Genomic DNA, 22,839 nt, shown 5'->3' on the forward strand with positions numbered 1-22,839 from the left:
CGGCGAATCAATTAAAGTTTGCCCTAGCCTCCGCAGCTTGACGAAAGGATGCAACCGAAACTAAACGATTTGAATCTGCGTCCCACAAAATGAATTGGGCACAGTCAAATAAATCTGTGATTCGGAGAATCTTGACATCCGAAAGCAGATGACTATTTTCACGATGACAAGCGGCGAGATAGTAATTGGGAATTCTTTCGGAAAGATGATGAATATTGTGATAGCCAATGTCTGCACTAAACCATCTGAGAATAGCTGGTAATTTTAAATAACTGCTGCCCTTAACTGCACCTGAAATATAGTCCCAGCCTTCCGTTTTATGAGCGTAAGCACCTTCAAAAATGTGCTGGACAAAAAAGATCCAGATAAAGATCGTGGCAGAACAAATGATGACCATAGAGTAAATACTCCAAAACAATTCAAATCCCCATAAAGAGCTTAAAATAATCCAGCTACTGACCACAAAGATGTTGTTGAGCAGGAGATCCCAAAATTCAGCAGATGACTGCCAGTATTTGGACTGGTGGGCAGAAATCATTTGCGCTAATTTAAACTCCGAACCCTGCTTTAAATCAGTAAATATATGATGGATTAAATCATAAACTCCTAGGCTCAAAATCAGCCTAGGCTTGATGACAAGATAGAAGAAGCCGCCGGGAATCGCCATAAGTGGATGTCGCAGGACTTCATATAGTTTTTGATGGAAAGGATCGAGCTGAGAAAACTCCTCGGTGGACAAGAAATCGGCAACGCCTCGATATCGCTCCCAGTCGCCATTGGTTTTGTGATGGTAGGCATGATCTCTTGACCAGCCATATTGGGGAATCGCATTGATCGCACCCAGCAGGAACCCAATAATACGGTTTGCTGATTTTGACCGAAAGAGAGAATTGTGTCCACAATCATGCATCAAGGAAAAACAGCGCAGTGAAAAGAGAACTAGGAGTACAAGGATTGGGGGCAATAGCCATAGAGAAATTGATTGAGCCTGTATGGCTAAAATCCATAAGAGAACATAAGGCACAACGGTATTAAGAATTTGGTAAGTTGCCCGCAGGTTGCTGCTGTTGATGTATGGAGTCAAGACAAAATTAGCTTTTCTGAGCATATTTCGGTGGTTTTAGTTGACGGGAAAATTGATATTTAAAAAAGGGATGAGCCGGTATTGGGATCTATTCAGTATTTTTGTTCATACAAATCTCCAGGGGATTGATCGAGTTGGAACTCTACCCAACGCCGTTGCACCTGTTGGTAACAATCAACTGGAGCAACTTTGAGGTTTCGCAGTAGGTTAATATCTGCCTGTCCGTCTTCATCAATTAACAACAGAATTTCTTGAACGGGATCATAGGTTTGAACCGTATCAAGCAGCCGTTCAATAACTGTTGTTTTTAGATGGAGCGTTTGCAAATAGGCTGAGACATGCAACAGGGGAACAAACCGGACAGTATGCTCAACTATGTCACTGTTATAATCTACAGATCCAGTATCGATCGCGGCCACATCGCAAGCTACCATGCCCCGTCCCTCAGTGATAAACCCCTGCCATGCTGCATGTCCTAAGGGTAACAGGTTTTCCCGAATAAATAGGTCTTGCCAGTAGCCGCAATCGCCCTGCCATATATCATTCCTGAGTCCCATGGCTCTCCTCCTGAATAAATTTTGCGGCAGCCACCCTGTTTTTCAGAGCCGGAATCACTTCTTCCCGGCAGCTCCAAAAGGCTCCTAATGCCTTTTTAACTTCACGATTTTTATCAATGCGGGTATACCCCAGCGTTGTAGCTTGAATGGTCATCAGTTATCGCTTCCTAAAATTCTGTAAGTCAACCTAAATACTAGCTGTCTTCTGATTGGTAAACAGCCCATAGTTAGATATAGTGAGGGTACTAGATGCGATCGCCAGCACAAAACTTGGCTACCTTTACTCAGATAGCTTGATTGAATATCAACCTGACGTTCAACTTAGAACGCTACAACCTTAAATGTTTGACAAAAAGCTGATCGCAAAAATTTGAAGTCTTCATCATCTGTACCTCGCAGATGTTTATGTGATGGGTTTACACCTCGGCGGGCATTCTGACTTAAAGAGTTGCGTCTCTCCTCACAGTTGCGGGACAGCGCCGGATTTACACCGGACTTTCCCCGTTACCTCTAGCGGGTATCAGGCGCTAGAACCGAGCCTGAGTAATATACCCTATTTATTTTACCTTGACAATAACCCCCAAGCAGCCTAAATAGTCCCAGTGCAGTAACGATAACCTTGAACTCCCAGCAATCACTCTGCACCAACACAGTTATACTGCGGAGTACGATCGCCCACTAAAGTCCTTGATCAATGCTGGGACAATGCGGTGACTCGCCAGCCTAGCCCCAAATAAGTTGCGAGCCACCGGCCCCAATTGCAATGCTGCGGCTCCCCCCATAATGAAAAGATTGCGTCCTGCCCAGCGAAGCCGAGCATCTAACACGGGTAAGCCATTAACCAGGGGTAAGGGGTGAGTCGCCCGTATATTGGCTAATAGGGGCCAGCGATCCACATCTAGCGTACTACCCGTTGCCAGCCAAATGCGGTCGATCGCTTGTTGGGCAATGCAGTGATGAATACCCGGATGGTTGCAGGTTACTCTCCAGGCATTCTCTTGCCACGTGGCGGACTGAACTTCGCACTGCTCGTAAAACGAGAGCTTGCCCTGTCGTTCTTTGCGTCGCAATTGGGTGAGAACGGCTGGGGTTAGGGAACCTCCATTACGGGCAGTTTGAATCATCCGCCAGCGCGTTTCCCAATCCGGTTCGGCGTGAAACCCTTTGAGGTATTTGGGGCCGAGCCATCCCGGTTCGGCATCGAAGAGTTTCTCGTAAAAGGTGCGCCGCGCCATCACGATCTCCTTTGCGCCCCGAGCGATCGCCCCCAATGCTAGGTGTCCGCTCGTCAGCCCACTGCCGACAATTAAAATCGTTTCTCCGGTTAACTGCGGCCAATCGCGCAGATCGACCTGATTGGAGTGCAGGAGGCGATTTTTTGGGGGGGTTGAGGGCAAGGCTTGTACCCATGCAGGAATATTGGCTTGACCGCCGGCGATCGCCAACACAACCCGCTTGGCTGTCAGCACTCCACCGTCGGCGAGTTCCAATCGAAACCGCTGCCATCCTTGCTGACGAAACAGTTCGATCCGCTGTACCCGAGCTGGAATGACTCGCTCGTGTAATTCCCAGCGCCGAATCACTTCTTGACAAAAGTCATGGAAGAGTTGGGTTCCCGGTAGGTCGTAGGGAGCAAAGAGTTCCGATGAACGGGATTCAGCAAAGGTTCGCAGGGCATGGGGATTGGGGTCGGGATGATGGACTACCGGCGATCGCAGGTGGGGAATATTGTAGGCAGCAAACTGGTGTTGCCATTGCTGTAGCCAATCCCCCGCTGGATCGAGTACCACAAAGCGGTTGCGCATGGACTCCTTCTTTTGCAGCAGATGCGTCACTAATGTTAACGCCTGGGGGCCCGCACCAATTATGGCAATATCTACCTGGTCTACCGTTCCATTTGAGGGGGCCGTCTTCCAATTACACATCACTTTCTAATCTCGTTCAATTCACTTGTGATGATGATTATCATTCTACTTTCTGTAATTCTATCTTAAGCCAAGACTGAATGGACTACTCAAGGGGTGACAAGGCAGCTCAAATGTGGAGATCACATAACGATAACATCAGGTTAGAGGGTTACTTGCCCGAAAAATCGTTGAGATTTTTTCGCCATGTTAAAATGCTCATAATCAAGCTTAGTCTTAGATTCAAGCCTGTTGTCATCCTCTGAACCAATCAACTTAAGTATTTCAAAGGTTTATCAACCTCTGTACATAATCACGAGCATCATCAGGATTCCATTGAACTGGTGAATTTCCAAATAGATAACTCATTTCGTTTTGGCATACAAAATCTTGGCAATCACCCTTCTTTAACTTGGTACTTAGCCAATTAAGTGAATTTTCAAATGTCGATTGAAAACTACCGCTAAACTTATGGTTTGGGACATTGTATAAAAGACACTCAATAAAATAAGAGGGAAATTGCTTTGGAACATGCAAACCTGCATTTATACAATTTCTAGCATTCTTGAAAACTCGAACTGTAGGCTTATACCACCCACCAGTCTGTTCCTTGGAGTTCTTATTTGCACCATTATCATAATGGCGTTTTGGGAAGTTGCAAATTTGTTGCTCTCCAGGTCTTGTCCAAAATGTCATACCTTCTGCGACTAATTGCATCTTCTCATAATGCTCATAAGTTGCCGACACAACAATATCTGCTTTGATCCGCCCACTATGAGGTAGCAACTTGATTGACTTACTACCTGATGTATCAATATATTGAGAACCATAATATCTGGATAATGCAGAAATTACATCCTTTTGAAAGTCAAACCAAGTATAGCCAACAGGGAACATTCCCAACTTCGATTTCTCTTCTGTGGTTAAATTTGAGTAAACACTAGAAGTGAGTTCTACTACAAGATCTACATCACTATCACCATAAATATTGGTTGAATTCCTATATGATCCTTGCAAGTAGGTGGTGTAATAGATATCTAAAGTCCACTGATAACTTTGTAGGGCATGTCTAATAGACTCATGAGTTTTTTTCGCCGATACAGTTGCTCCTTGATGAGACCAAGTTTGAAGTTGGGATTGAGATATAGCCATAAGATTAGAATCGTCATCAAAATTACTGAGTTACTCTTCTTAAAGCCTCTACTCGTGTCAAATACTCACGAGAGACACGCTTGAATTCCATTTTTCCGATATTCTGCCTCCCACGACCAGTGAAGTAATCTCCAGCCAATTCCTGACCGTCTGGAGATAGCTGTAAATTAGCCGTACCTCGATGAGCATTCATAGTATCGATGCTTAGAGCAGATGGTTCATTCATATACTCATACTTCAAACAAGGCTCTGAAGATTTATGTGTATTGACTGTTCCCATAATAGAATACGAACTGGAATTTTGAGTAGTCAAACGCACGTTTAACTGTGTCCAGGTTTGCCGAACATACAAAATCACATCTGGGATATCGGTTGTTGTATCTGGAACATTAGTTTCACCACTATAAGATGAGTGAATAACACCTACCCAAGTACCTTGAAGATTTGGGATCGATGAGAAGGATATGAATTTAAATTGTTGACACCACAGATATTTATCAAACCACTGATAAATTAGGCCGTAAAACCCCATGACTGATGGCGAGTCAAGCCACCAAGGAGCTTGCAATTTCGTCAACTGCAACCCAGAACTCAAAATTAAAGAAGCCACTATAGCAAAGAACGCCAGCCAAATTGGAGTCGATTTTCGCTCAGAAGCGTTTGTTGCATAGGCGTGCATGTAAAGCTTACTCCAGGTGTCTCATTCTATGTGTAGTTTTTTTCTGAGTTTAGTAACACTACACAACGATCTAGTTTATCTTTAGGTTAGTACCTAAGAACTACTATGAAGGTAGGGATAACCCTACCTAGCATGATTGAATTAAAACGCTGGTTGCGCCATCCAACAAATCGCTAAAGGCAAGACTCAATGGAATCCATGATGTTGATTACGATCTCCTCATCCGTGCTGATGCCAATACCCCTAATTTTGTGGGCGATCAGGGTTGACCTTTGAATGCTGAGTGACTCCCCATAAAGTGCGATCGACCCTTACAACCTTAACTCTAACCGATAATCTCTATTGCGTCCGCACCAACGTAATGTTAGGCGGCTTCAACGACTATATGGCTGATCAACGTTTAAGCCAGGAATGACTCGATAGTGCTTTACGTTGAAAGTACAGAGAGTAGCATTTCGGCCAACGGCACAAGCGGCAATCAATGCATCAATTAGGCCGACCTTATGAGACAGATAATAGGCTGTGAAATCAGACAAAGCACGAGCGCAATCGGTTTCAGTAGGCCAAATAATTTGCAACGGAGCCACCATCTGTAAAGCTTTACGAACCTGTTGCTTGTTCTGAGCATCGTGAATCAGTTCCATGACAACAAACCCAGGAATGCTTGGCAGTTCTGAGACAGAGGCGAATCACGCAAGCGCAGGCGCGTAACCTCGCTGGATGTCAATCATGACATCTGTATCAACTAAATACATTCGCTACCTAAGCCCGCTCTCGGTTTTCTGTCTGGTTACGCAACCTACGCGCGTGTTCCTGACTATCAATGACATCAGATCGGGAACCAACCACCCCGATGCTTTCCCAGTAAGCCACGAGTTCTACACCGGTTTTAGGAGGATTTTGAAGGAAAGGGCGAAATGAGAGGACGCGCAAAATATACTCTACTAAAGGCAACTTGAGTTGAGATGCCTCAGTGGATAGTTCATCTTCTAAATCTGGAGGTAGCTCTATACTTATATTGATACAGTTTGTTCAAAGCACTCCTACACTACTCCTATCTTACTGATTTCCTCACCTCATTAGCAAACCATTACTGAACAGACCAAGTTGCGATCGCCAGCGCCCCTAACCCAATTCCAACAAGCGCTGGCACTAAACGGCTGCCCAAAATTCGCCACTTTGCATTCATCGGTAGCTTCCCGGTTTCCCAGTAAACCCAGTCATCTCCTAACTGGCTTGCCAACTCTAAGTTTCCTGAAATGAGGAGAACGATACCATTGCCTGTAGCAGGATTGACCCGCACCGTATGCCCTAACGCCGGCAAATTCCCCCCATCATGACCTACAGTATATTCATCAGCACCATTAGCAACATACAAAGTATGTCCTAAACCCCAATCCTGATGTGCCCCTGGCTGAGGGTTGATCATTTGCTTTAGTGTTTCTTGTTTTAGAACTAAGTTCGTTCGGCTATAAGCTTGAACGAAGCGAGCCATATCTTGAGGCGTTGCGTAAAGAGATGCCGCTGCTGTAGCTGTGTATCGACGATGAGGACTCGGTTGAAGTTTTTCATCGAAGCTGGTTGCTAGCCGATCTGTACGACCAGAAGCAGCGATCGCCTCCCAGTCAAAACTTGATTCTCTCATACCCAAAGGTTCTAAAATAGCCTTTTTCATATAGTCCGAAAAAGACTCTTGCGTGACGTCCTCAATCAATAATTGCAAGACGGTGTAACCACCGCCAGAATATAGCCAGTTTCTTCCAGGCTCTCTAGCAACTGTCACTCCACGAGGTTTTCCTGACATAGAATCTTGGGTCAAAGTCAGCGACTCTTCAAGGGATTGAATCGATTCACCGGGCAGAAAACCAGCGTAGCCAAAAAGGTCGTCTAATCCTCCTGTATGACTGAGTAGATGTCGAATGGTTACCTTATCGCTATATTGACTCACGGGAAATTGCCAGCGTTTCAGGTACTGATTGGCAGGCTTATCTAAAGCGATCCGTCCTTCTTCTACGAGCTTCATGACCCCCCAAGCGGTGACCATCTTACTCACGGATGCCATTTGGTAGATTGTGCGATCGATCTGGACGGGAATTTTTTTGGCGGCATTTGCAATCCCAAAAGGATGGGCTGCAACAACTTCACCCTTTTGAATCAGAATGAGAGCTGCACTACCCAGTTTCGGCTTACCTGGCTGACTCAGTTTTTGGATCAAATAGTTTTCGAGGGTTGCCAAATCTCCGCGCGGTACTGCTGGACGGGCAATCCAAAATACTTCAACCATGACAATAGTCATGACGATCGCAACCCAACGTGCGATCGAGCCTATTGTCGTGAATATATTGATACTCATGCTTTTGAAGAAAATTCAGTGGGGAAGGGAGTGAGAGCGATCGCTTCAAGCGCAGTGTAAAGTTTAGCATTTTATCTCCATCAAGGAGTGAGCGGCAAAACGACCAAGATGAGCGGTGGCAGATTGCTTTTGCATGAATACCAGTTTCCTTTAGAATCCAGTATGGAAAAGAAGAAATGACCGATAGCGATTAGAGAGACAAAGCCTCGATCGTCACTAGACCACCCTCGATTGCTTGGATTCGCAAATCATAACCTCGCAATAGCTGCATTCCAATCAGAGGAACCGTCTCTGACTCATTGATATAAACCTCACGGTATTGCCCGTCCCAAATTACCAGCCCAAGGTAAACTTCAAAAGTACAAAAAGTTCCATCGCCTAATGTCGCCATATCTCGACCTTCCCAACTGAGTGCTAATGTCGAGATCATCTCTGATGGCAAGGTTAAAAAACCAGAGAAGCCTGTATCAATTACGGCATCTACCCTTTGCGTTGTCTGATTATTCCTAACGGCGATCGCCAACATTGCTTCACAACTCTGATTCACACGCCCTTGCATCATTGCTTTGGTCTCAAACTCCGTGCCCCAAAACGATCGACTGCTGGATGTCCAATGCGAACAAACCAGGTTTGAGCATCTGATACTCTTGCTGAGAGCTGTTTTGATGCTGTGAGTAGATCGTCAGCGATCTCAAAAGCTCCTGTTTCGATGTCGATCGCCACAATTTTGCCTTGGTTGCCTTCTTCGGCCTGTTGACGCACCTGAGACTCATAAATCTCATCGCCACGCCGAGCAAACTCTTCTTTGCTATAGCGGGGTTGACGAACTGCCATAGACTGAACCTCGGTTGCAAGATTGTCCCTAAATTTTACCCTAAGCAGAAAAGAAGGGTTAGGAGATAACCAAACTGCTCAAAAGTTTAATTCCCAACAGATCGCCCTTGGCAGCATCAAATCACCCGTATATCCCGTATCAATAACCGATCTCAGTGCTTTAATTGGTTTGCTATCGTTATCCTATTGCCTCATTTTAGTCGTGTCACGGCAGTACGGTGAGTTATGCCGACGAACTCATGCCAGAGACTCCGGCAATGCAATATGAGCGGCGGGATTTGGGTGCTTTTCCCAGAGTGATAGAATGAGGTATATTATGTGATGAGTTAGTTTTTTCTTGAATTTTTGTTTTATGAGAAACATTCTACTCATGGGCGCATCGACGTTGTTAGTTGCAAGCATGGCAACTCCAGCACAAGCGTTTATGGTTGATTTAGGTACCGGTACAAGTCTGGAAGGATGGCAGATTTCTAACGATGGTGGGGCATCGTATATTTCACCGACTGCAAGGTTGGATAGCAATGCCCTTTGGCCCGATCCATTTGGGACACCTGGGGTTTGGCAAGGAATGTTCGAGTTCTTTGTCCCTGATGACGTTGAGAATGTATCGCTCTCCATCTTTGATATTGGCGTTGACGATCGTGTTGTCCTGAGTCTGAATGGAACCGTTATTCCTGGAGCCAACGCTGTCATCTTCGGCAGCGTCGGCTCAGGTGTCCATGATTTTGGTGATGGTCGTGGTCCGGTTGATTTTGAATTCACAGGCAGTAGCAATTGGCTAAAGGGCGACCCTTTAGTGACGAGCGAAAACTTTATTTATGGAGGTGTTAATCAGCTTATCGCTTACGTGAACAACACCAACACGGGTGACCCGGCTGCACTTCCTGTGGATGAGGTTGAACTCACAGCATTTTTCATGCAAGCAGAGGTCAATGGTGACCCCAAGGCACCAACGTCGGTTCCTGAACCTAGCAGTTTCATCTCTCTATTAGGGCTGAGCGTTATGGCTGGATTATGCAAGCTTGGTAAAAGCGTGCTGAGTTAAGTCTATGAATTAGGGCGTGTCATCAATCTGGGCAATCCGACAGGATTTCAGAGGAAATTGCTGCAAATTTCGGGTAACGTCAATAATTTCTTGGACGACAGCAGAAGCATACGCAGTAGAGTCACGAGCAATATATGCAGCGATCGCATCCACATCATCCAATGCTTTTGAAGACCAGTTTACTACAGCCATTGACTCAAACGTTTTTCTGCATCTGCTTGAGAGATTGTTCCTTCAGTATCTGCTGCTTCCAAACCTTGCCGAACTTTGGCAAGAACGTAAAGATGGTATTGGATTTCTTCAAAAGAGCAATCATCTGGGAGTCTCTCAAGGAGAGAGCGGACAGTTTCTTTCGTTGTTGTCATAACCCACTGACCAAAGCAGAGTATCTCCCTATTTTATCACTCAATCGCCCGTCCCAGTTCTATTTCGTATCCGCACTCTTCCTCTGACGAAATGTTGGGTTTGCCCGGTAAAAGAATACTTTCTTCATGCCCAAACCCGCTTCAGCGTCAGTGTAAACCCCGGCAAAACCTGCTCTCCTGATAGCTGGTTCGGATTCTCTAACACCTCAACAGCTTGACCTAGACGATAAATTTCCACCCGCTTATTTTTCGGGTCAATTAACCAGCCCAACTGCGCCCCATTCTGCAAATATTCCTGCATCTTTGCCCGCAGTTCCTTGAGAGTGTCAGTTTCCGATCGCAATTCAACCACAAAGTCCGGACATAGGGGCGCAAAACCCTTGCGTTGCTTTGGGGTGAGAGCATCCCAACGCTCTTGACGTACCCATGAAGCATCAGGAGAACGGTTCGCCCCATTCGGCAGTTCAAACCCACTTGAAGAATCAAAAGCCAAACCATGACCCCCTTCTTCTTCAATCCACCGGGCGAGGAAGTAACTGAGTTTCAAGTTGCGATTGCCCGTTTCACTACCCGTTGGTGGGGTCACGATCAATTCTCCTGTTGTAGTTCTCTCCAGTCGAAGTTCGCGATTGGCCGCAGCCAGCATGGCAAACTGCTCCGGTGTCACATGCAGCGTCAATTCTTGGGGAAGTTGGACCCATAGGGGTTTAGATTGAGGGGAAGCTTGGACAACCATCATTGTGCCTCACAGGGCTATCTCGCCACCATTTTATATTACCCTGGAAGAGTTACAGGAAAGATGCCAGCCGCGATCGCCTTTCAACCTCAGTCCCTATTCCTTCTTCCTGTATCAGAAAAAATTCCTGTTCTAGTCCCAGGCGACGGTTAAGGACATTCATATTTTCTACTTCATGTATAACTCGACTATACTAACCTGAAGAGCAATTAAGCCAAATCCGGATAAAATGACTCCAGAAATACGGTTAATCCAGCGCAAGCGATGAGGGGTAATTTTATTTTTCATGAAGCCAACGGCGGTAACCAGGACGAACCACCACAGAGCTGACCCAGAAAATACACTCAGAACGAGGATAAGAGCTAACCCATAGTGTCCGTTAGTATTTCCAGCTCCGAATCCGGCAAAGATAGCGGCAAAAGAGAGAATAGTTAAGGGATTGGTTAAGGTTAGAAAGAGGGTAGAAATATAAGCTCGCCATAGGTTTTTACCGTCAATTTTAGCTTCTTCTTTACTGGGAGACGAGCGAAAAGTTTGGATACCTAAATAACAGAGGAAAAGTCCACCAATGAGGCGTAATGCGATTTGATGTTCGATGAAAAGATTGGAGATGAAGGTTAATCCAAATCCGGCAATACAGCCATAGAAACCATCGGCAGTGGCTGCCCCTAAACCGGAGACTAATCCGGCGATTCTGCCTTGGCTTAAGGTGCGACGAATGCATAAAATGCCAATAGGGCCAACGGGTGCGGCAATGGATAAACCGATGATTAATCCTTTGAGAATGACTGAAAGTTCCATGGGGAATTATTGTGCTATGCGCTGGGGAATAGGGAATGGGAAATGGGTTGCTCCTACTGTGTTTTAGAATAACTAAGTCTAAAGCGGAATTGAATAGAGATTTGAAGGAAAATGAAGCGATTTTTGGAGAATTATAAGGTAAAATTGAGTAATGACTTTTGATTCTGAAAAACTGCTCGATCGAACCGGATGGCGGATTCTGGAGATCTTGCAAGAGGAGGCAAGAATATCGTTGGCGGAGTTAGGGAGAAAGGTGGGGTTGTCTGCTCCAGCGATCGCCGAACGGGTAAAACGAATGGAAGAAGCGGGTATCATTATAGGATATCAAGCCCAGGTCAACCCGGAAAAAGTGGGCTATGCTATTGCTGCTATTATTGCCCTCACCACGACTCCTCAGAAGTATCCGCAGATCTTAGCCCTGATTGAAATGTTGCCAGAAGTGCGATCGTGTCACCATGTAACGGGTAACTTCTCTTTCTTTATGGAAGTGACGGTATCTTCAATGGGGCACTTAGAGGAGATAATCAATCAACTGAGTGAGTTTGGACAAACTTCGACTTCTATTATTCTTTCGTCACCACTTCCGAGACGAGGCATTATGGATCGTCAATAGGTTAGGGCGATCGCTGCAAATAATCCTGGGTTACTTGCATAATAATATCTAAGCGAAAGTTATCAAATAAAGCAGTCAGTGCTTCAGATAGGGCTGGGTGAGTCGGGGCAATTGATTGGATCAAGAATTCAACTTGTTCTTCATTCACTTCTCTAGCAGTAGAATAGAGAGCCTGTACCCAGGTTGGTGACATTTGAGTAAACTGTTCTCCCCAGAAGCGATCGCTGCGTACCCGATGTTTTTTAAGCTTCCTTTTAGATTTTGGCATCGTTTCATAAATGTAAGAAGCCTCTAAATAACGAGATAAACTATTAAAAATCACCTGACTCTTAAAGGGTTTACAAATAAAATTATCGGAACCAGCCTGTATAATTTCTGTACGCCTTTCTTCAAAAGCACTAGCAGTTAAGGCAATAATCACTGTTGACTTTAGACCCTGCTGCTGTTCTTGCTCCCGAATAATGCGAGTCGCTTCTAAGCCATCAACCACAGGCATCCGAGTATCCATGAAAATCAAGTCAGGTTTACAGCTCTGCCAAAGAGCGATCGCTTCTTGACCATTCGTCCCTTCAATTACTTCAAAACCGACAGGGGAAAGTAACTTGACCAGCAGCTTGCGATTTTCTGGGGTATCATCAACGACTAAAACACGGTACATCTTTTGATTAGGACTTAACTCTACGACTTGGCGAGTATCCGTTTCCCTAAAATTAAGTAAAGATTGATGGCCTAATTTTAGGGGAATATCAAACACAAATACTGTTCCTTTTCCTACTTCACTGCTAACAGAAATTTCTCCTCCCATTAAACGCACAAACTTATCGGTAATCGATAAACCCAAACCCGTTCCTTGAGCAGAACTTATCCCGGTTGACGTTTGCACAAAAGCCTTAAATAAATCCTGTTGTTCTTCCTGTATAATCCCTGGGCCTGTATCACTCACTTTAAATTCAATAAATTCAATATTCCCATTATGACCCCTGTTTTGTTGGAGCGTTACACTCAGTTTCACCTGACCGAGTGCTGTGAACTTAATTGCATTGCCGATCAAATTAATCAAGCAACTCCGTAGCTTTTGCTCATCTGATTTGATGTATTGTGGAACTTGAGGATCAACATTAAATTCTAGATGGATATTTTTAGATTCTGCTTTGATTTCAAATAAATCCTCTAAGCCATCTAATAAATAGTAGATGTCCAAGTCTTTTTCATTTAAATGAATAATTCCTGCTTCAATTTTTGATAAATCAAGAATATCATCAATCAAATCTAATAAATGTTCGCCACTTCGATTAATGATTTCTAAATATTCTCGCTGTTCATCATTAGTTTGGTAATCCCGAAGCATCACTTGAGTAAACCCTAAAATAGAGTTTAAAGGGGTTCTGAGTTCATGGCTCATATTCGCTAAAAATTGACTTTTAGCCTTAGACGCTGCTGCGGCCTCTTCTTCAGCTTTCTTACGTTCTTGAATTTCCTGTTGCAGAGTTTTATTTTGCGCTTCTAGCTGGTTTTGCAATCGTCGAATCGTTAATTGATGTTCAATGCGAGCTAAAACTTCTTCCACCTGAAACGGTTTAGTAATATAATCTACGCCTCCAACTTGAAACGCCCTGACTTTATCTAAAACTTCATCTAATGCGCTGAGAAAGACAATAGGAATATTCTGAGTCTGTTCGTCTTTTTTTAGCTCCTGACAAATTTCATAGCCATTCATATCCGGTAATTTAATATCTAAAAGGATTAAATCCAGATTTCCCGATCGCGAAGCTCTGAGAGCCATTTCTCCTTTCACCGCTCCTTTAACTTTATATCCAGCCTCAGACAACGTTTTAGATAAGACCTGGAGATTTTCCAGTTGATCGTCAACAATTAAAATATTCCCTTTGTAAGTATCCACAGTTTTTACAAACTAGCTCCTCATCTTAATCAAGAATATCAATATCGCTCTCCTCAATCAAACTTAAGATTTGATCGCAGCGAAAGGTTTTTACTAAATCAGTTAGGGCGTTAGCTAAAGCAAAATGCGGCTCAGGAATTTGGTCAATCAACTGTAAAAGCCGATCGTCATCAATGGCATCTGCTGCCTGATATAATGCCTTTAGCCACTGATTGGGCATAACATTTAGGCTATGGGCTGTGAGAATAAATGGGGATAGAGAAGTAGTGATTAATTTTTCCCTTGGCTGTTCTAAATGATAATCATAAATATAACGTACATCTAGATATTGGGCAATCTTTTCAAAGATCAGAGCTTCTGTGAAGGGTTTCCGCACACAATCATTACACCCTACCCTGACTATACGCTCGAGTTCGTCCTCTAAAATACTTGCAGTTAAGGCAATAATGATGGGGGATCGATCGGTTGCTGGTGTATTCGCTCTAATATGCTCAGTCACTTGATCTCCATTCATAACTGGCATCCGGATATCCATCCAAATTAAGTGAGGTTTCCAACTTTCCCAAATGGCGATCGCCTCTTGTCCATTTTCTGCCATTTTCACTTCAAAACCGATCGGTTCTAAAATTTGTAACAAAAGTTGCTGATTTTCCCACTGATCGTCCACAATCAAAATTCGGTACACAGACTGTTCTGGTGCTAAACCCACTACTCGACGACTTCCACTGCTCGGGACGACTTCATTTGCATCAACCGTACAGACTTCAATCGTAAACTGAAATTTACTCCCATAACCCACTTGACTTTTAAGAGTGATTGTGGAGTTCATCAGCCGAACAAATTTTTGGGCAATAGTCAAGCCTAAACCCGTTCCTTCTTGAGACACTTTTCCCGTTTCACTTTGCACAAATGCCTCAAATAACTTTTGCCGATCTTCTGGAGCTATTCCAGGACCAGTATCTTCTACTTCCACTTGCAGAGCCACTTTTTTTGAGAGGTTTAATTCTTCATTCTCGATCGCTAAAACACGGAGAAAGACTTGCCCTTTTTGGGTGAATTTAATTCCATTATTGAGCAAATTAATCAAGACCTGGCGCAATTTGACTTGGTCTGCACAAATGTAGTCTGGAACCTCTCGATCGATGGCAAAAATTAATTCTATATTTTTTTGTTCTGCTTTGAGCTTAAACATATCCTCCAGATCGTCAATCATCCTCCTAAAATCAAAACAGCCCTCATCTAAAGTAACTCTCCCTGATTCGATTTTAGATAAGTCTAAAACATTATTAATTAAAGTCAACAAATGTTGGCCACTCCGATTCATAATCCGAACATTCTCTTGATGTTCTGTTGGTAAAACAGGAGAACGGCCCATTAATTGACAAAAGCCTAAAATCACATTTAAAGGCGATCTCAGCTCATGACTCATATTAGCCAAAAACTCACTTTTAGCCCGATTCGCTAATTCTGCGGCTTGTTTTGCCAGTTCCAACTCTTGGGTTCTTTGATAAACTTTTTTCTCCAAATCCTGATTCAGTTCCCTGAGTTCTGTATTGATCAGTTGTAAGGTTTGATTTTGCTGGGCTAATTTTTGATCTTGGTCATAACTTCGTAATGCCTCAAGGACCGTCAACTTCAGATCTTCCTCATCCCAAGGTTTGGCAATATATCGATATAATTTAGCATAATTAACCACTCGTCCCACAACATCGGCACTAGCTTGACCCGTTAATAATATTTTCAATGTTTTTGGAGATAAATCATGGATTCTAATTAATAGCTCATCACCCGACATTTCCGGCATCATATGATCGGAAATGATTAAAGCAATATCCATTTGATCCAACAAACAATCTTCAGCAATTTCTAGAGCTTCCATTCCGCTTTCAGCTTGCTCGATAAAATAACCGTAAGTCAACCATGCTTTCAGTTGTCGCTTTAAGCTATCTAAAATAATGGGGTTATCATCGACACAGAGGATAACTCGATTAGAGGTCATAAATTTAGCACTCGATTAATTTTTAAAAACAACGAAACTTCTGAACGTCTATAGGGGGATTCTTATTTTGTCTTCTAGGATCAACTGAATTTATGGCAAAAATATCCATAGAGACTTACAATAGAGGGCAATCACAGATATGTTATGAATCAAAAATAACTTTAGATTCACAATCGCTCTGTTTCTGTCTCTCAAACCAAGTTCCCCTTTGGCATTCATTGTCTGACCGATCGCTGATGATTAAGCAGGAACCTATCTCAGTTAAACCCAATATCCTTGTGGTTGATGATATCCCAGCCAACTTGCATTTGTTTGCTAAGATGCTCTCTCAAGAGGGCTATAAGGTGCGATCGGCAGTCACAGGTGCATTGGCAATATCGGGTGCTAAAGCAATACCCCCTGACTTAATTTTACTTGACATTCTAATGCCAGAACTTAATGGTTATCAAGTTTGCTCCTTGCTGAAAGCCGATCCCGTAACCCAGGATATCCCGATTATTTTTATTAGTGCCCTAGGAGAAGAAATCGATAAGGTGAGAGCCTTTGAAGTCGGAGCGGTTGATTATGTGACTAAGCCTTTTCTAAAGTCTGAGGTGCTTGCCCGGATTGACTATCATGTCAGAGCCTCTCAAACCCGACAAAAACTGCTCACTCAGAATTTACGTCTACAAGAAGAAATTGAATATCGTCATTTGATGGAAGCAAAACTGGAGCGCTTTAGCTTTCATCTGAAACAGATCCACCGTTTAGATACATCCCATTATCGCACGATTGAAGCTTTGTTTCGGGATTATCTGCAAACGGGATGTTCTATTTTAGGATGTTCGGTTGGCGCGATCGGTCACATAGAAGAGGATCTGTATGTGATTGATGCTGTGGAATCCACCCTGGACGGTATCAGTCGATGCTCGAAACTCGACTTTCAAGATACTTATTTAGATTGGGTGATTCGCAGGGAAAAAACCATAACCCATGAACAACCCAATCAAGGGTCTAGACAACACAAACCCCTCCATTTGGGGAACTACACTTTGGAATCGTTTATTGGTACACCCATTTGGGTACAGGATGAACTTTATGGTGTTTTGGTATTTGGGTCAACTCATGATGCCCTAAATACATTAGATACTCAAGCTCAAGAAATTCTAGAGCTAATGGCTCAAGGGTTAGGCAAGTGGATTGGGATTCGACAAACGGCTCTGAAACGGCAACAGGCAGAAGAGGAGACTCAATTATTACTCAAGGTGACTCAAGCGATTAGCCGATCGCCGGATTTTGAGAGTGCCCTTCAATCTGCCCTGGAACATCTCTGTGAAGCCAGCGGTTGGAGCTACGGTGAAGCTTGGCTACCGAGTGATGAGGGTCGCAGTTTAACCCTTAGTCCAGCTTGGTACTCCCACAAACAGGAACCGCCAGAGGTCTTGAGTCATTTAGAACGGTTTCGCTTAGTTCGTCAAGGCCAGATTTGGAGGAGTGGAACGGGTTTGCTCGGGAAAGTTTGGGTAACGGGAAAGGCACAATATGTGCCGGATGTGCCAGAGAAATCGCCGGACATTTGTCAACACAAGGATTTAGCCGCTCTGTGCCATATCCAGCAAGGGTTGTGGATTCCCATTCTCTCCGTCTCAGCAGAGCAACAGCAAGAAAAAGTTGTCGCAGTGTTGGTGCTATTTCTGTCGGGAATCTCAACCTTAGATTTTCACCATCAATCCCATCAATTACTGGCCTTTGCTTCGGCAATCGCCTCCCAACTCGGAACTGTAATCCGCCAAAAACAGATTGAAGCCGAGCAAAGAGCGATGCTCATGGCTATGGATGATGCAGTCATGGTGTATAACCAGGAAGGGATTTGTCTGAAATTCATGACCAATAATCCCTTATTTCTCCAGAAACCGCCGGAAAGTAAATTAGATAAAAGCTTGTATGACTGTTTACCCGAAGCCCAAGCAGATGCCCACTTAACGGCTATCCGACAGGCGATCGCCACCCGAGAAACCCAAACCCTTCAATATCACCTCATGATTGGCGATCGACGGATTTGGTTATCCGCTAAAATTTCCCCCTTATCTCACCAAACCGTCCTGTTAGTCGTTCGAGATATTACCCCTCTAGAAACCATAACCACCGCCCTTCAACACAGTGAAGCCCGGTTTCAAGCCATTTTTGAACAAGCGGGTATTGGCATATATATTACTACTTTAGAGGGCCAGATTTCACAAACCAATGCTGCCTTTGAATCCTTCCTCAACTATACTTCACAAGACCTTCAAAACCTTCAAATTAAAGATATTATTCATCCCGATGACTATCAAAACGATCCCAACTTTCAAAATTTATTACTCGGTAGAATTCAATCCTATCAAGTCGAAAAACGCTATATTCACCAAAATGGGGAGATCAGATGGGGAAGACTGACGGTTTCATCGATTCAAGATAAAGATGAAATCCAGTTTGTTTTTGGCATGGTAGAAGATATCACAGAAACTCATAAAATAGAATGGGCACTCAAAGAGAGTGAAAGGCGATATCGGGAACTAATTGAAGTACAAAAAGATGTTTTAATTTGCCGCTGGAAACCCGATACAGAACTCACTTTTGTCAATCAATACTTTTGTCATTTTTTCAATCATAATGCTGAAGACTTAATCGGCAAAAAACTTAACTCATGGTTGGTTAATGCCCAGTCAGTCGAAGAAGTTGAAGATAATATTCTCGAACTCTTAACTACTCTAAATCCCAAAAGTTGGGAATATAAGTATTGCTCAGGGACCGGAGAACATCGATGGTTAAGGTGGACAAATCAACCCATTGTCGATCGTTGGGGAACTTTAGTTGATATTCAAGCCTTTGGTGTTGATATCACAGCACAAAAGCAACGGGAGTTAGGCTTAAAGTTGATTGCTGAAGGTATTGCTTCTGCTACTGGCAATGAATTTTTTAATAGTTGTACTCAATATTTAGCTAATGTTTTACAAGTCAAATACGCGTTACTGGCCAAAGTCTCCGATCCCAAGCTTCGCAAGGTAAATATTTTAGCTTTTTGGAATTCCATAGAATTAGAGAAAATTGATGAGTTTGAGACTCTAGATGCCCCTTGCGATCAAATCTTATCTGGAGAATCAGTTTACTATCGAGATGAATTACAAGAAAAATTTGGAAATCATCCACTAATTTCTAGACTAAAAGCCAAAAGCTATTGGGGTTTACCCTTAAGAAATACCCACCAAGAAATTATTGGTTATCTGGCCATATTAGATACAAGACCATTGGAAATAGACTCCCAAAAGCAAGTCATTCTCGATATATTCTCAGCCCGAGCAGAAGCAGAATTAGAACGAAAGATTTCTGAAGAGAAATTAGAGAAAATAGCTCAGAAAGAACGGTCTATCGCTAAAATATTGGCACAGATGCAACCCCTATTAGATCTCGATAAAATATTAAAATCTACCACCCATGAAATCCGAAACCTATTTAATAGCGATCGGGTGGCTGTTTATCAATTAAACCCAGATTGGAGCGGTCAATTTATTGCTGATTCAGTGGCTTCAGAATGGGATTCTATCGTTGATATAAGAGATCGGTTTTCTGCTTCTTCCGAATTAATTAATGATGAAAGTTGTGCCATTAAATTCTGGATCGATACTCCAAGTCAATCCCCTCATCCTTTAAGATTGATTGGTTCAGATATCCCTCCTTATCCTCACTATCAATACCTATGTATAACAGATATTTATCAAGCAGGATTTCAAGTTGAGTATCTAAAATTTATCGAAAAAATACAAGCTAGATCTTATCTGATTATTCCCTTATTTTCCTCTCAAAAGCTATGGGGATTATTAGGGATTTATCAAAATAAAAATCCTCGTCAATGGCAAGAAGATGAAATTCAAGTAGCCATGTATATTGCCCACCAGATTAGTCTGGGAATTCAACAGTTGCAATTAGTGGATCAAATTCAGACCAAATCGGAAGAACTAAAAATTGCTAAAGATCGTGCCGATGCTTCTAATCGAGCGAAAAGCTCTTTCTTAGCAAAAATGAGTCATGAATTCCGGACTCCTCTCAATGCAATTTTAGGATTTGCACAAGTTATGGGACGTGATGGATCGTTATCTTCTATTCAGCAAGAACAACTCAAAATAATTAATCAAAGTGGCGAACATCTACTTAACTTAATCAATGATGTCTTACAAATGTCTAAAATAGAGTCTGGAAAAATCTCCTTGAATTATACTCATTTTGATTTACTCAAAAGTGTAGAGAAGCTTAAAAATATATTACAGCTTAAAGCTCGTCTTAAAGGGTTAGAACTGAAAATAAAAGTTGAAGATAAAGTCTCTCAATATATGTATGGAGACGAAAATAAATTAGGACAAGTCCTCCTAAATTTGGTGGATAATAGTATTAAATTTACCCCTCAAGGTTCAGTTACCCTAGAAGTCATGCTATCGGATACATTAGCAAGCGATCCCAATCAACATACTCTCCGGTTTAGTGTGGCTGATACGGGGATCGGTATTGCTCCTGAAAATATTGAAGTTTTGTTTAAACCGTTTGTCCAAAGTAAGGGATTAACTCTAATTTCTGATTCTGGGCATAACGATCAAGAAGGAACAGGATTAGGATTAGCGATCAGTCAACACTTTGTTGAATTAATGGGAGGTCAATTAAAGGTAAACTCGACTCTGGGGATAGGGAGTACCTTCTTTTTTGAGATTCCCTTGCAGCTAGGACAAGCTGAATCTATTATTTCTATTCATCCTCTACAAGCGATCATTGGATTAGCTCCAGATCAACCGGTTTATCGCATCTTAGTTGTTGATGATGAACGGGATCAGTGCTTATTGATGTTGCATTTATTAAGTCATGTGGGCTTTGAAGTTCAGACTGCCCAAAATGGTAAAGAAGCGATCGCCATTTGGCAAAGTTGGCAACCCCATCTGATCCTCATGGATATGCGGATGCCTGTCCTTAATGGCTTAGATGCAACTCATCAGATTAAGGCGACTATCCAAGGTCAAGCCACCGTGGTGATGGCACTTACCGCTCATGCCTTTCAGGACGATCGAGAACAGGTTTTAGCGGCTGGATGTGATGATTTTATCAGCAAACCCTTTCAAGGAGATATGCTATTAGAGAAAATTGCTCATCATTTAGGCGTTCGGTATCTGTATGAAACCGGTTCCCTAGAGTCAACGGTTGAACCCATGGACACCAAACCGACTCCACCGACGATCGCCTCAATCGGAGATTTAGCGTGGCCAACCTTATCATCGGAGAGCTTATGGGCCCTTCATCAACATGCTATTGAAGCCGATCATGAATCTATTCTCGATCTCACCAGTGAAATTGAAGATGTACAAATTTCCCAGTGGTTAATGACACGAGTCAATAACTTTGAGTTTGAACGGATTTGTGAGGCGATCGCTCCCTTTCTCACCTCTACATAATACCTTCGCCAAAATTAATCTTATTTGAGCTGTGTCTGTCTCCTACGGCGATCGTCCAGAGACACCACCTGCGCTTGACGACTCTCTCTAGCCACTCGCACCAATAACCCCGCAGATAACAGACTGGCAATCATCGAATTCCCCCCATAACTAAACATCGGTAAGGGTAAACCAGTCGTTGGTAATGCTCCAGTCGCCACCCCAATATTAATCAATGATTGTCCCACCAGCAGAAAAGTCGCACCGATCGCAATTAAACGATGAAACTTATCCGTACATTTGAGCGCCACCACCAACCCTAGAGTGGCATACACCCCCAGCATAAGTAACAACAGTAGACTGCCGACAAAGCCAAATTCCTCAGCATAAACCGCAAAAATAAAATCCGTGTACTGAATGGGTAAATAGAACCATTTTTGTTGAGAGAGTCCTAACCCACTTCCCCAAAACCCTCCTGAGCCGATCGCCATCAAACTTTGAGTTAATTGATAACCATTCTCCATCGGATCGGCCCAAGGATCTAAAAACGTCATAATCCGCTGCCGTTGATACTCATTAATGCTCAAGCTCAACATCCCCAAACCCAATCCTACTCCCCCAGTTGTGAGCAAGGAGCGATAGGGTAAACCAGAAGCCACGGCGATCGCAAACAACGTCATCCCACAAAACGTCGCCGTACTCAGGTTCGGTTGCAGCAAAATCCCCACCAACACAGCCCCAAAAATTCCCAACCATCGCCAGCGAATTGCCGGTTTCAACGACGGCCATAAACCAAACACTTGCGCCCCTTGCAGAACCAAAAATGGCTTAATTAACTCCGAAGGTTGTATCGGAAACGCCCCCAAAGATAACCAACGAGTGGCCCCATTAATCGTTATTCCCAATCCAGGAATCACCGTCACCCCAATCAATCCCAGAAACAGCAGTAGAAACCATTGGGCAACTCTCATCAACGATTTCAACGGCGTATGAACCATGAAATTAAACCCCACACAGCCCAAAACAGCCCAAGCCATCTGCCGCTTTACATAATAAAACCCATCCTCATAGTAGCTATTCGCCAGGGGATAGGATGCAGAAAACAGAATCATCAACCCAACCGACAACCAAAGGAATGTTAACCACCGCAATAGTCTGGCTTCTATTGCCCATTCCTTCACCGAGGGGTCAATCAAAAGAATTAACTGTTGGAACTTCAAGGACTGTTGTTATAGAGCTTCGTGCTGGGGAACAAAGAACTGGGAATAGGGAATAGCTTGGGGTACAGGCACAAATGAAAATTAGACCCTACTCCACAGGTAGAGGAAGCTACTGTATCCACCCAATTCTCTCTGGACTCTAACAAACAACAAAGCAAAAGTAAAGCT

The 22,839-nt window shown here is 43.3% G+C and carries 21 protein-coding genes, 1 pseudogene and 1 riboswitch; of the genes and pseudogenes, 3 read left to right on the forward strand and 19 right to left on the reverse strand.

Features of this window, described 5'->3' with window-relative positions:
• Window positions 1-7 precede the first annotated feature (7 nt).
• The 12 genes and pseudogenes from AC3A14_RS03590 to AC3A14_RS03645 all read right to left on the reverse strand — a co-directional run bounded on the left by AC3A14_RS03590 (window position 8) and on the right by AC3A14_RS03645 (window position 8,563).
• On the reverse strand, window positions 8-1,108 hold the full coding sequence (locus AC3A14_RS03590) for a fatty acid desaturase (protein ID WP_318731232.1): 1,101 nt from the start codon (window positions 1,106-1,108) through the stop codon (window positions 8-10).
• A 68-nt stretch (window positions 1,109-1,176) separates the two neighbouring features.
• Entirely contained in the window at window positions 1,177-1,641 is a 465-nt protein-coding gene (locus AC3A14_RS03595; RefSeq protein ID WP_318731231.1) for a hypothetical protein, read from the reverse strand.
• Complete coding sequence (locus AC3A14_RS03600; protein WP_318731230.1) at window positions 1,625-1,795, reverse strand: hypothetical protein; 171 nt, start codon at window positions 1,793-1,795, stop codon at window positions 1,625-1,627. The genes AC3A14_RS03595 and AC3A14_RS03600 overlap by 17 nt, the downstream gene beginning before the upstream one ends.
• Before the next feature lie 254 nt (window positions 1,796-2,049).
• Window positions 2,050-2,194: riboswitch (cobalamin riboswitch) on the reverse strand.
• Between the two features lie 100 nt (window positions 2,195-2,294).
• Entirely contained in the window at window positions 2,295-3,566 is a 1,272-nt protein-coding gene (locus tag AC3A14_RS03605; protein WP_318719809.1) for an FAD/NAD(P)-binding protein, read from the reverse strand.
• A gap of 264 nt (window positions 3,567-3,830) precedes the next feature.
• On the reverse strand, window positions 3,831-4,697 hold the full coding sequence (locus AC3A14_RS03610) for a nucleotidyltransferase domain-containing protein (RefSeq protein ID WP_318719808.1): 867 nt from the start codon (window positions 4,695-4,697) through the stop codon (window positions 3,831-3,833).
• Window positions 4,698-4,719: 22 nt separating this feature from the next.
• Entirely contained in the window at window positions 4,720-5,376 is a 657-nt protein-coding gene (locus AC3A14_RS03615) for a Cap15 family cyclic dinucleotide receptor domain-containing protein (protein WP_318719807.1), read from the reverse strand.
• A gap of 374 nt (window positions 5,377-5,750) precedes the next feature.
• A pseudogene (locus AC3A14_RS03620) lies at window positions 5,751-6,131 on the reverse strand (PIN domain-containing protein).
• A gap of 7 nt (window positions 6,132-6,138) precedes the next feature.
• Window positions 6,139-6,399 (reverse strand): hypothetical protein, encoded by a 261-nt coding sequence (locus AC3A14_RS03625; RefSeq protein ID WP_413039045.1) that lies wholly within the window; start codon window positions 6,397-6,399, stop codon window positions 6,139-6,141.
• A gap of 67 nt (window positions 6,400-6,466) precedes the next feature.
• The gene (locus AC3A14_RS03630) at window positions 6,467-7,672 is read right to left on the reverse strand and encodes a serine hydrolase domain-containing protein (protein WP_318731228.1); all 1,206 of its coding nucleotides are present in this window, start codon (window positions 7,670-7,672) and stop codon (window positions 6,467-6,469) included.
• Window positions 7,653-7,799 carry a hypothetical protein gene (locus AC3A14_RS03635; RefSeq protein WP_318731227.1) on the reverse strand — a complete coding sequence of 49 codons (147 nt, stop codon included), beginning with the start codon at window positions 7,797-7,799 and terminating at the stop codon, window positions 7,653-7,655. The genes AC3A14_RS03630 and AC3A14_RS03635 overlap by 20 nt, the downstream gene beginning before the upstream one ends.
• 120 nt (window positions 7,800-7,919) lie before the next feature.
• On the reverse strand, window positions 7,920-8,291 hold the full coding sequence (locus AC3A14_RS03640) for a hypothetical protein (RefSeq protein WP_318731226.1): 372 nt from the start codon (window positions 8,289-8,291) through the stop codon (window positions 7,920-7,922).
• The gene (locus AC3A14_RS03645; RefSeq protein WP_318719802.1) at window positions 8,288-8,563 is read right to left on the reverse strand and encodes a hypothetical protein; all 276 of its coding nucleotides are present in this window, start codon (window positions 8,561-8,563) and stop codon (window positions 8,288-8,290) included. Before AC3A14_RS03645 ends, AC3A14_RS03640 begins: the two co-directional genes overlap by 4 nt.
• Before the next feature lie 370 nt (window positions 8,564-8,933).
• Between AC3A14_RS03645 and AC3A14_RS03650 the strand changes: the two genes are divergently transcribed.
• Window positions 8,934-9,608, forward strand: a complete 675-nt coding sequence (locus tag AC3A14_RS03650; protein WP_318731224.1) for a hypothetical protein — start codon at window positions 8,934-8,936, stop codon at window positions 9,606-9,608.
• A gap of 9 nt (window positions 9,609-9,617) precedes the next feature.
• Here AC3A14_RS03650 and AC3A14_RS03655 read toward each other — a convergent pair whose 3' ends face one another.
• The 4 genes from AC3A14_RS03655 to AC3A14_RS03670 all read right to left on the reverse strand — a co-directional run bounded on the left by AC3A14_RS03655 (window position 9,618) and on the right by AC3A14_RS03670 (window position 11,510).
• The gene (locus tag AC3A14_RS03655; protein WP_318719800.1) at window positions 9,618-9,800 is read right to left on the reverse strand and encodes a type II toxin-antitoxin system RelE/ParE family toxin; all 183 of its coding nucleotides are present in this window, start codon (window positions 9,798-9,800) and stop codon (window positions 9,618-9,620) included.
• Window positions 9,791-9,973 carry a hypothetical protein gene (locus AC3A14_RS03660; RefSeq protein WP_318719798.1) on the reverse strand — a complete coding sequence of 61 codons (183 nt, stop codon included), beginning with the start codon at window positions 9,971-9,973 and terminating at the stop codon, window positions 9,791-9,793. Before AC3A14_RS03660 ends, AC3A14_RS03655 begins: the two co-directional genes overlap by 10 nt.
• 124 nt (window positions 9,974-10,097) lie before the next feature.
• Window positions 10,098-10,712: a Uma2 family endonuclease gene (locus AC3A14_RS03665; RefSeq protein WP_318719797.1), complete on the reverse strand. Its 615-nt coding sequence runs from the start codon at window positions 10,710-10,712 to the stop codon at window positions 10,098-10,100.
• A 165-nt stretch (window positions 10,713-10,877) separates the two neighbouring features.
• Window positions 10,878-11,510, reverse strand: coding sequence for a LysE family translocator (locus AC3A14_RS03670; protein WP_318719795.1), 633 nt, complete (start codon window positions 11,508-11,510; stop codon window positions 10,878-10,880).
• 151 nt (window positions 11,511-11,661) lie between these two features.
• On the opposite strand from AC3A14_RS03670, the gene AC3A14_RS03675 reads away from it, so the two are divergent.
• Window positions 11,662-12,123 (forward strand): Lrp/AsnC family transcriptional regulator, encoded by a 462-nt coding sequence (locus AC3A14_RS03675; RefSeq protein WP_318719794.1) that lies wholly within the window; start codon window positions 11,662-11,664, stop codon window positions 12,121-12,123.
• Between the two features lies 1 nt (window position 12,124).
• On the opposite strand, the gene AC3A14_RS03680 is transcribed toward AC3A14_RS03675, so the two are convergent.
• Window positions 12,125-14,023, reverse strand: a complete 1,899-nt coding sequence (locus AC3A14_RS03680) for a response regulator (RefSeq protein WP_318731223.1) — start codon at window positions 14,021-14,023, stop codon at window positions 12,125-12,127.
• A 25-nt stretch (window positions 14,024-14,048) separates the two neighbouring features.
• Window positions 14,049-16,022, reverse strand: coding sequence for a response regulator (locus tag AC3A14_RS03685; RefSeq protein ID WP_318731222.1), 1,974 nt, complete (start codon window positions 16,020-16,022; stop codon window positions 14,049-14,051).
• Between the two features lie 236 nt (window positions 16,023-16,258).
• Between AC3A14_RS03685 and AC3A14_RS03690 the strand changes: the two genes are divergently transcribed.
• Entirely contained in the window at window positions 16,259-21,472 is a 5,214-nt protein-coding gene (locus tag AC3A14_RS03690; protein ID WP_318731221.1) for a response regulator, read from the forward strand.
• A gap of 20 nt (window positions 21,473-21,492) precedes the next feature.
• Here AC3A14_RS03690 and AC3A14_RS03695 read toward each other — a convergent pair whose 3' ends face one another.
• Complete coding sequence (locus tag AC3A14_RS03695) at window positions 21,493-22,671, reverse strand: FtsW/RodA/SpoVE family cell cycle protein (protein WP_318731220.1); 1,179 nt, start codon at window positions 22,669-22,671, stop codon at window positions 21,493-21,495.
• Window positions 22,672-22,839 lie beyond the last annotated feature (168 nt).

This window comes from Roseofilum sp. (assembly GCF_982964205.1).

What these genes read in the sequence shown, in the direction of transcription:
- AC3A14_RS03590 (WP_318731232.1), bottom strand. Translation starts at nt 1,108, where the DNA reads ATGCTCAGAAAAGCTAATTTTGTCTTGACTCCATACATCAACAGCAGC.
- AC3A14_RS03595 (WP_318731231.1), bottom strand. Translation starts at nt 1,641, where the DNA reads ATGGGACTCAGGAATGATATATGGCAGGGCGATTGCGGCTACTGGCAA.
- AC3A14_RS03600 (WP_318731230.1), bottom strand. Translation starts at nt 1,795, where the DNA reads ATGACCATTCAAGCTACAACGCTGGGGTATACCCGCATTGATAAAAAT.
- AC3A14_RS03605 (WP_318719809.1), bottom strand. Translation starts at nt 3,566, where the DNA reads ATGTGTAATTGGAAGACGGCCCCCTCAAATGGAACGGTAGACCAGGTA.
- AC3A14_RS03610 (WP_318719808.1), bottom strand. Translation starts at nt 4,697, where the DNA reads ATGGCTATATCTCAATCCCAACTTCAAACTTGGTCTCATCAAGGAGCA.
- AC3A14_RS03615 (WP_318719807.1), bottom strand. Translation starts at nt 5,376, where the DNA reads ATGCACGCCTATGCAACAAACGCTTCTGAGCGAAAATCGACTCCAATT.
- AC3A14_RS03630 (WP_318731228.1), bottom strand. Translation starts at nt 7,672, where the DNA reads ATGACTATTGTCATGGTTGAAGTATTTTGGATTGCCCGTCCAGCAGTA.
- AC3A14_RS03635 (WP_318731227.1), bottom strand. Translation starts at nt 7,799, where the DNA reads ATGCTAAACTTTACACTGCGCTTGAAGCGATCGCTCTCACTCCCTTCC.
- AC3A14_RS03640 (WP_318731226.1), bottom strand. Translation starts at nt 8,291, where the DNA reads ATGATGCAAGGGCGTGTGAATCAGAGTTGTGAAGCAATGTTGGCGATC.
- AC3A14_RS03645 (WP_318719802.1), bottom strand. Translation starts at nt 8,563, where the DNA reads ATGGCAGTTCGTCAACCCCGCTATAGCAAAGAAGAGTTTGCTCGGCGT.
- AC3A14_RS03650 (WP_318731224.1), top strand. Translation starts at nt 8,934, where the DNA reads ATGGGCGCATCGACGTTGTTAGTTGCAAGCATGGCAACTCCAGCACAA.
- AC3A14_RS03655 (WP_318719800.1), bottom strand. Translation starts at nt 9,800, where the DNA reads ATGGCTGTAGTAAACTGGTCTTCAAAAGCATTGGATGATGTGGATGCG.
- AC3A14_RS03660 (WP_318719798.1), bottom strand. Translation starts at nt 9,973, where the DNA reads ATGACAACAACGAAAGAAACTGTCCGCTCTCTCCTTGAGAGACTCCCA.
- AC3A14_RS03665 (WP_318719797.1), bottom strand. Translation starts at nt 10,712, where the DNA reads ATGATGGTTGTCCAAGCTTCCCCTCAATCTAAACCCCTATGGGTCCAA.
- AC3A14_RS03670 (WP_318719795.1), bottom strand. Translation starts at nt 11,510, where the DNA reads ATGGAACTTTCAGTCATTCTCAAAGGATTAATCATCGGTTTATCCATT.
- AC3A14_RS03675 (WP_318719794.1), top strand. Translation starts at nt 11,662, where the DNA reads ATGACTTTTGATTCTGAAAAACTGCTCGATCGAACCGGATGGCGGATT.
- AC3A14_RS03685 (WP_318731222.1), bottom strand. Translation starts at nt 16,022, where the DNA reads ATGACCTCTAATCGAGTTATCCTCTGTGTCGATGATAACCCCATTATT.
- AC3A14_RS03690 (WP_318731221.1), top strand. Translation starts at nt 16,259, where the DNA reads ATGATTAAGCAGGAACCTATCTCAGTTAAACCCAATATCCTTGTGGTT.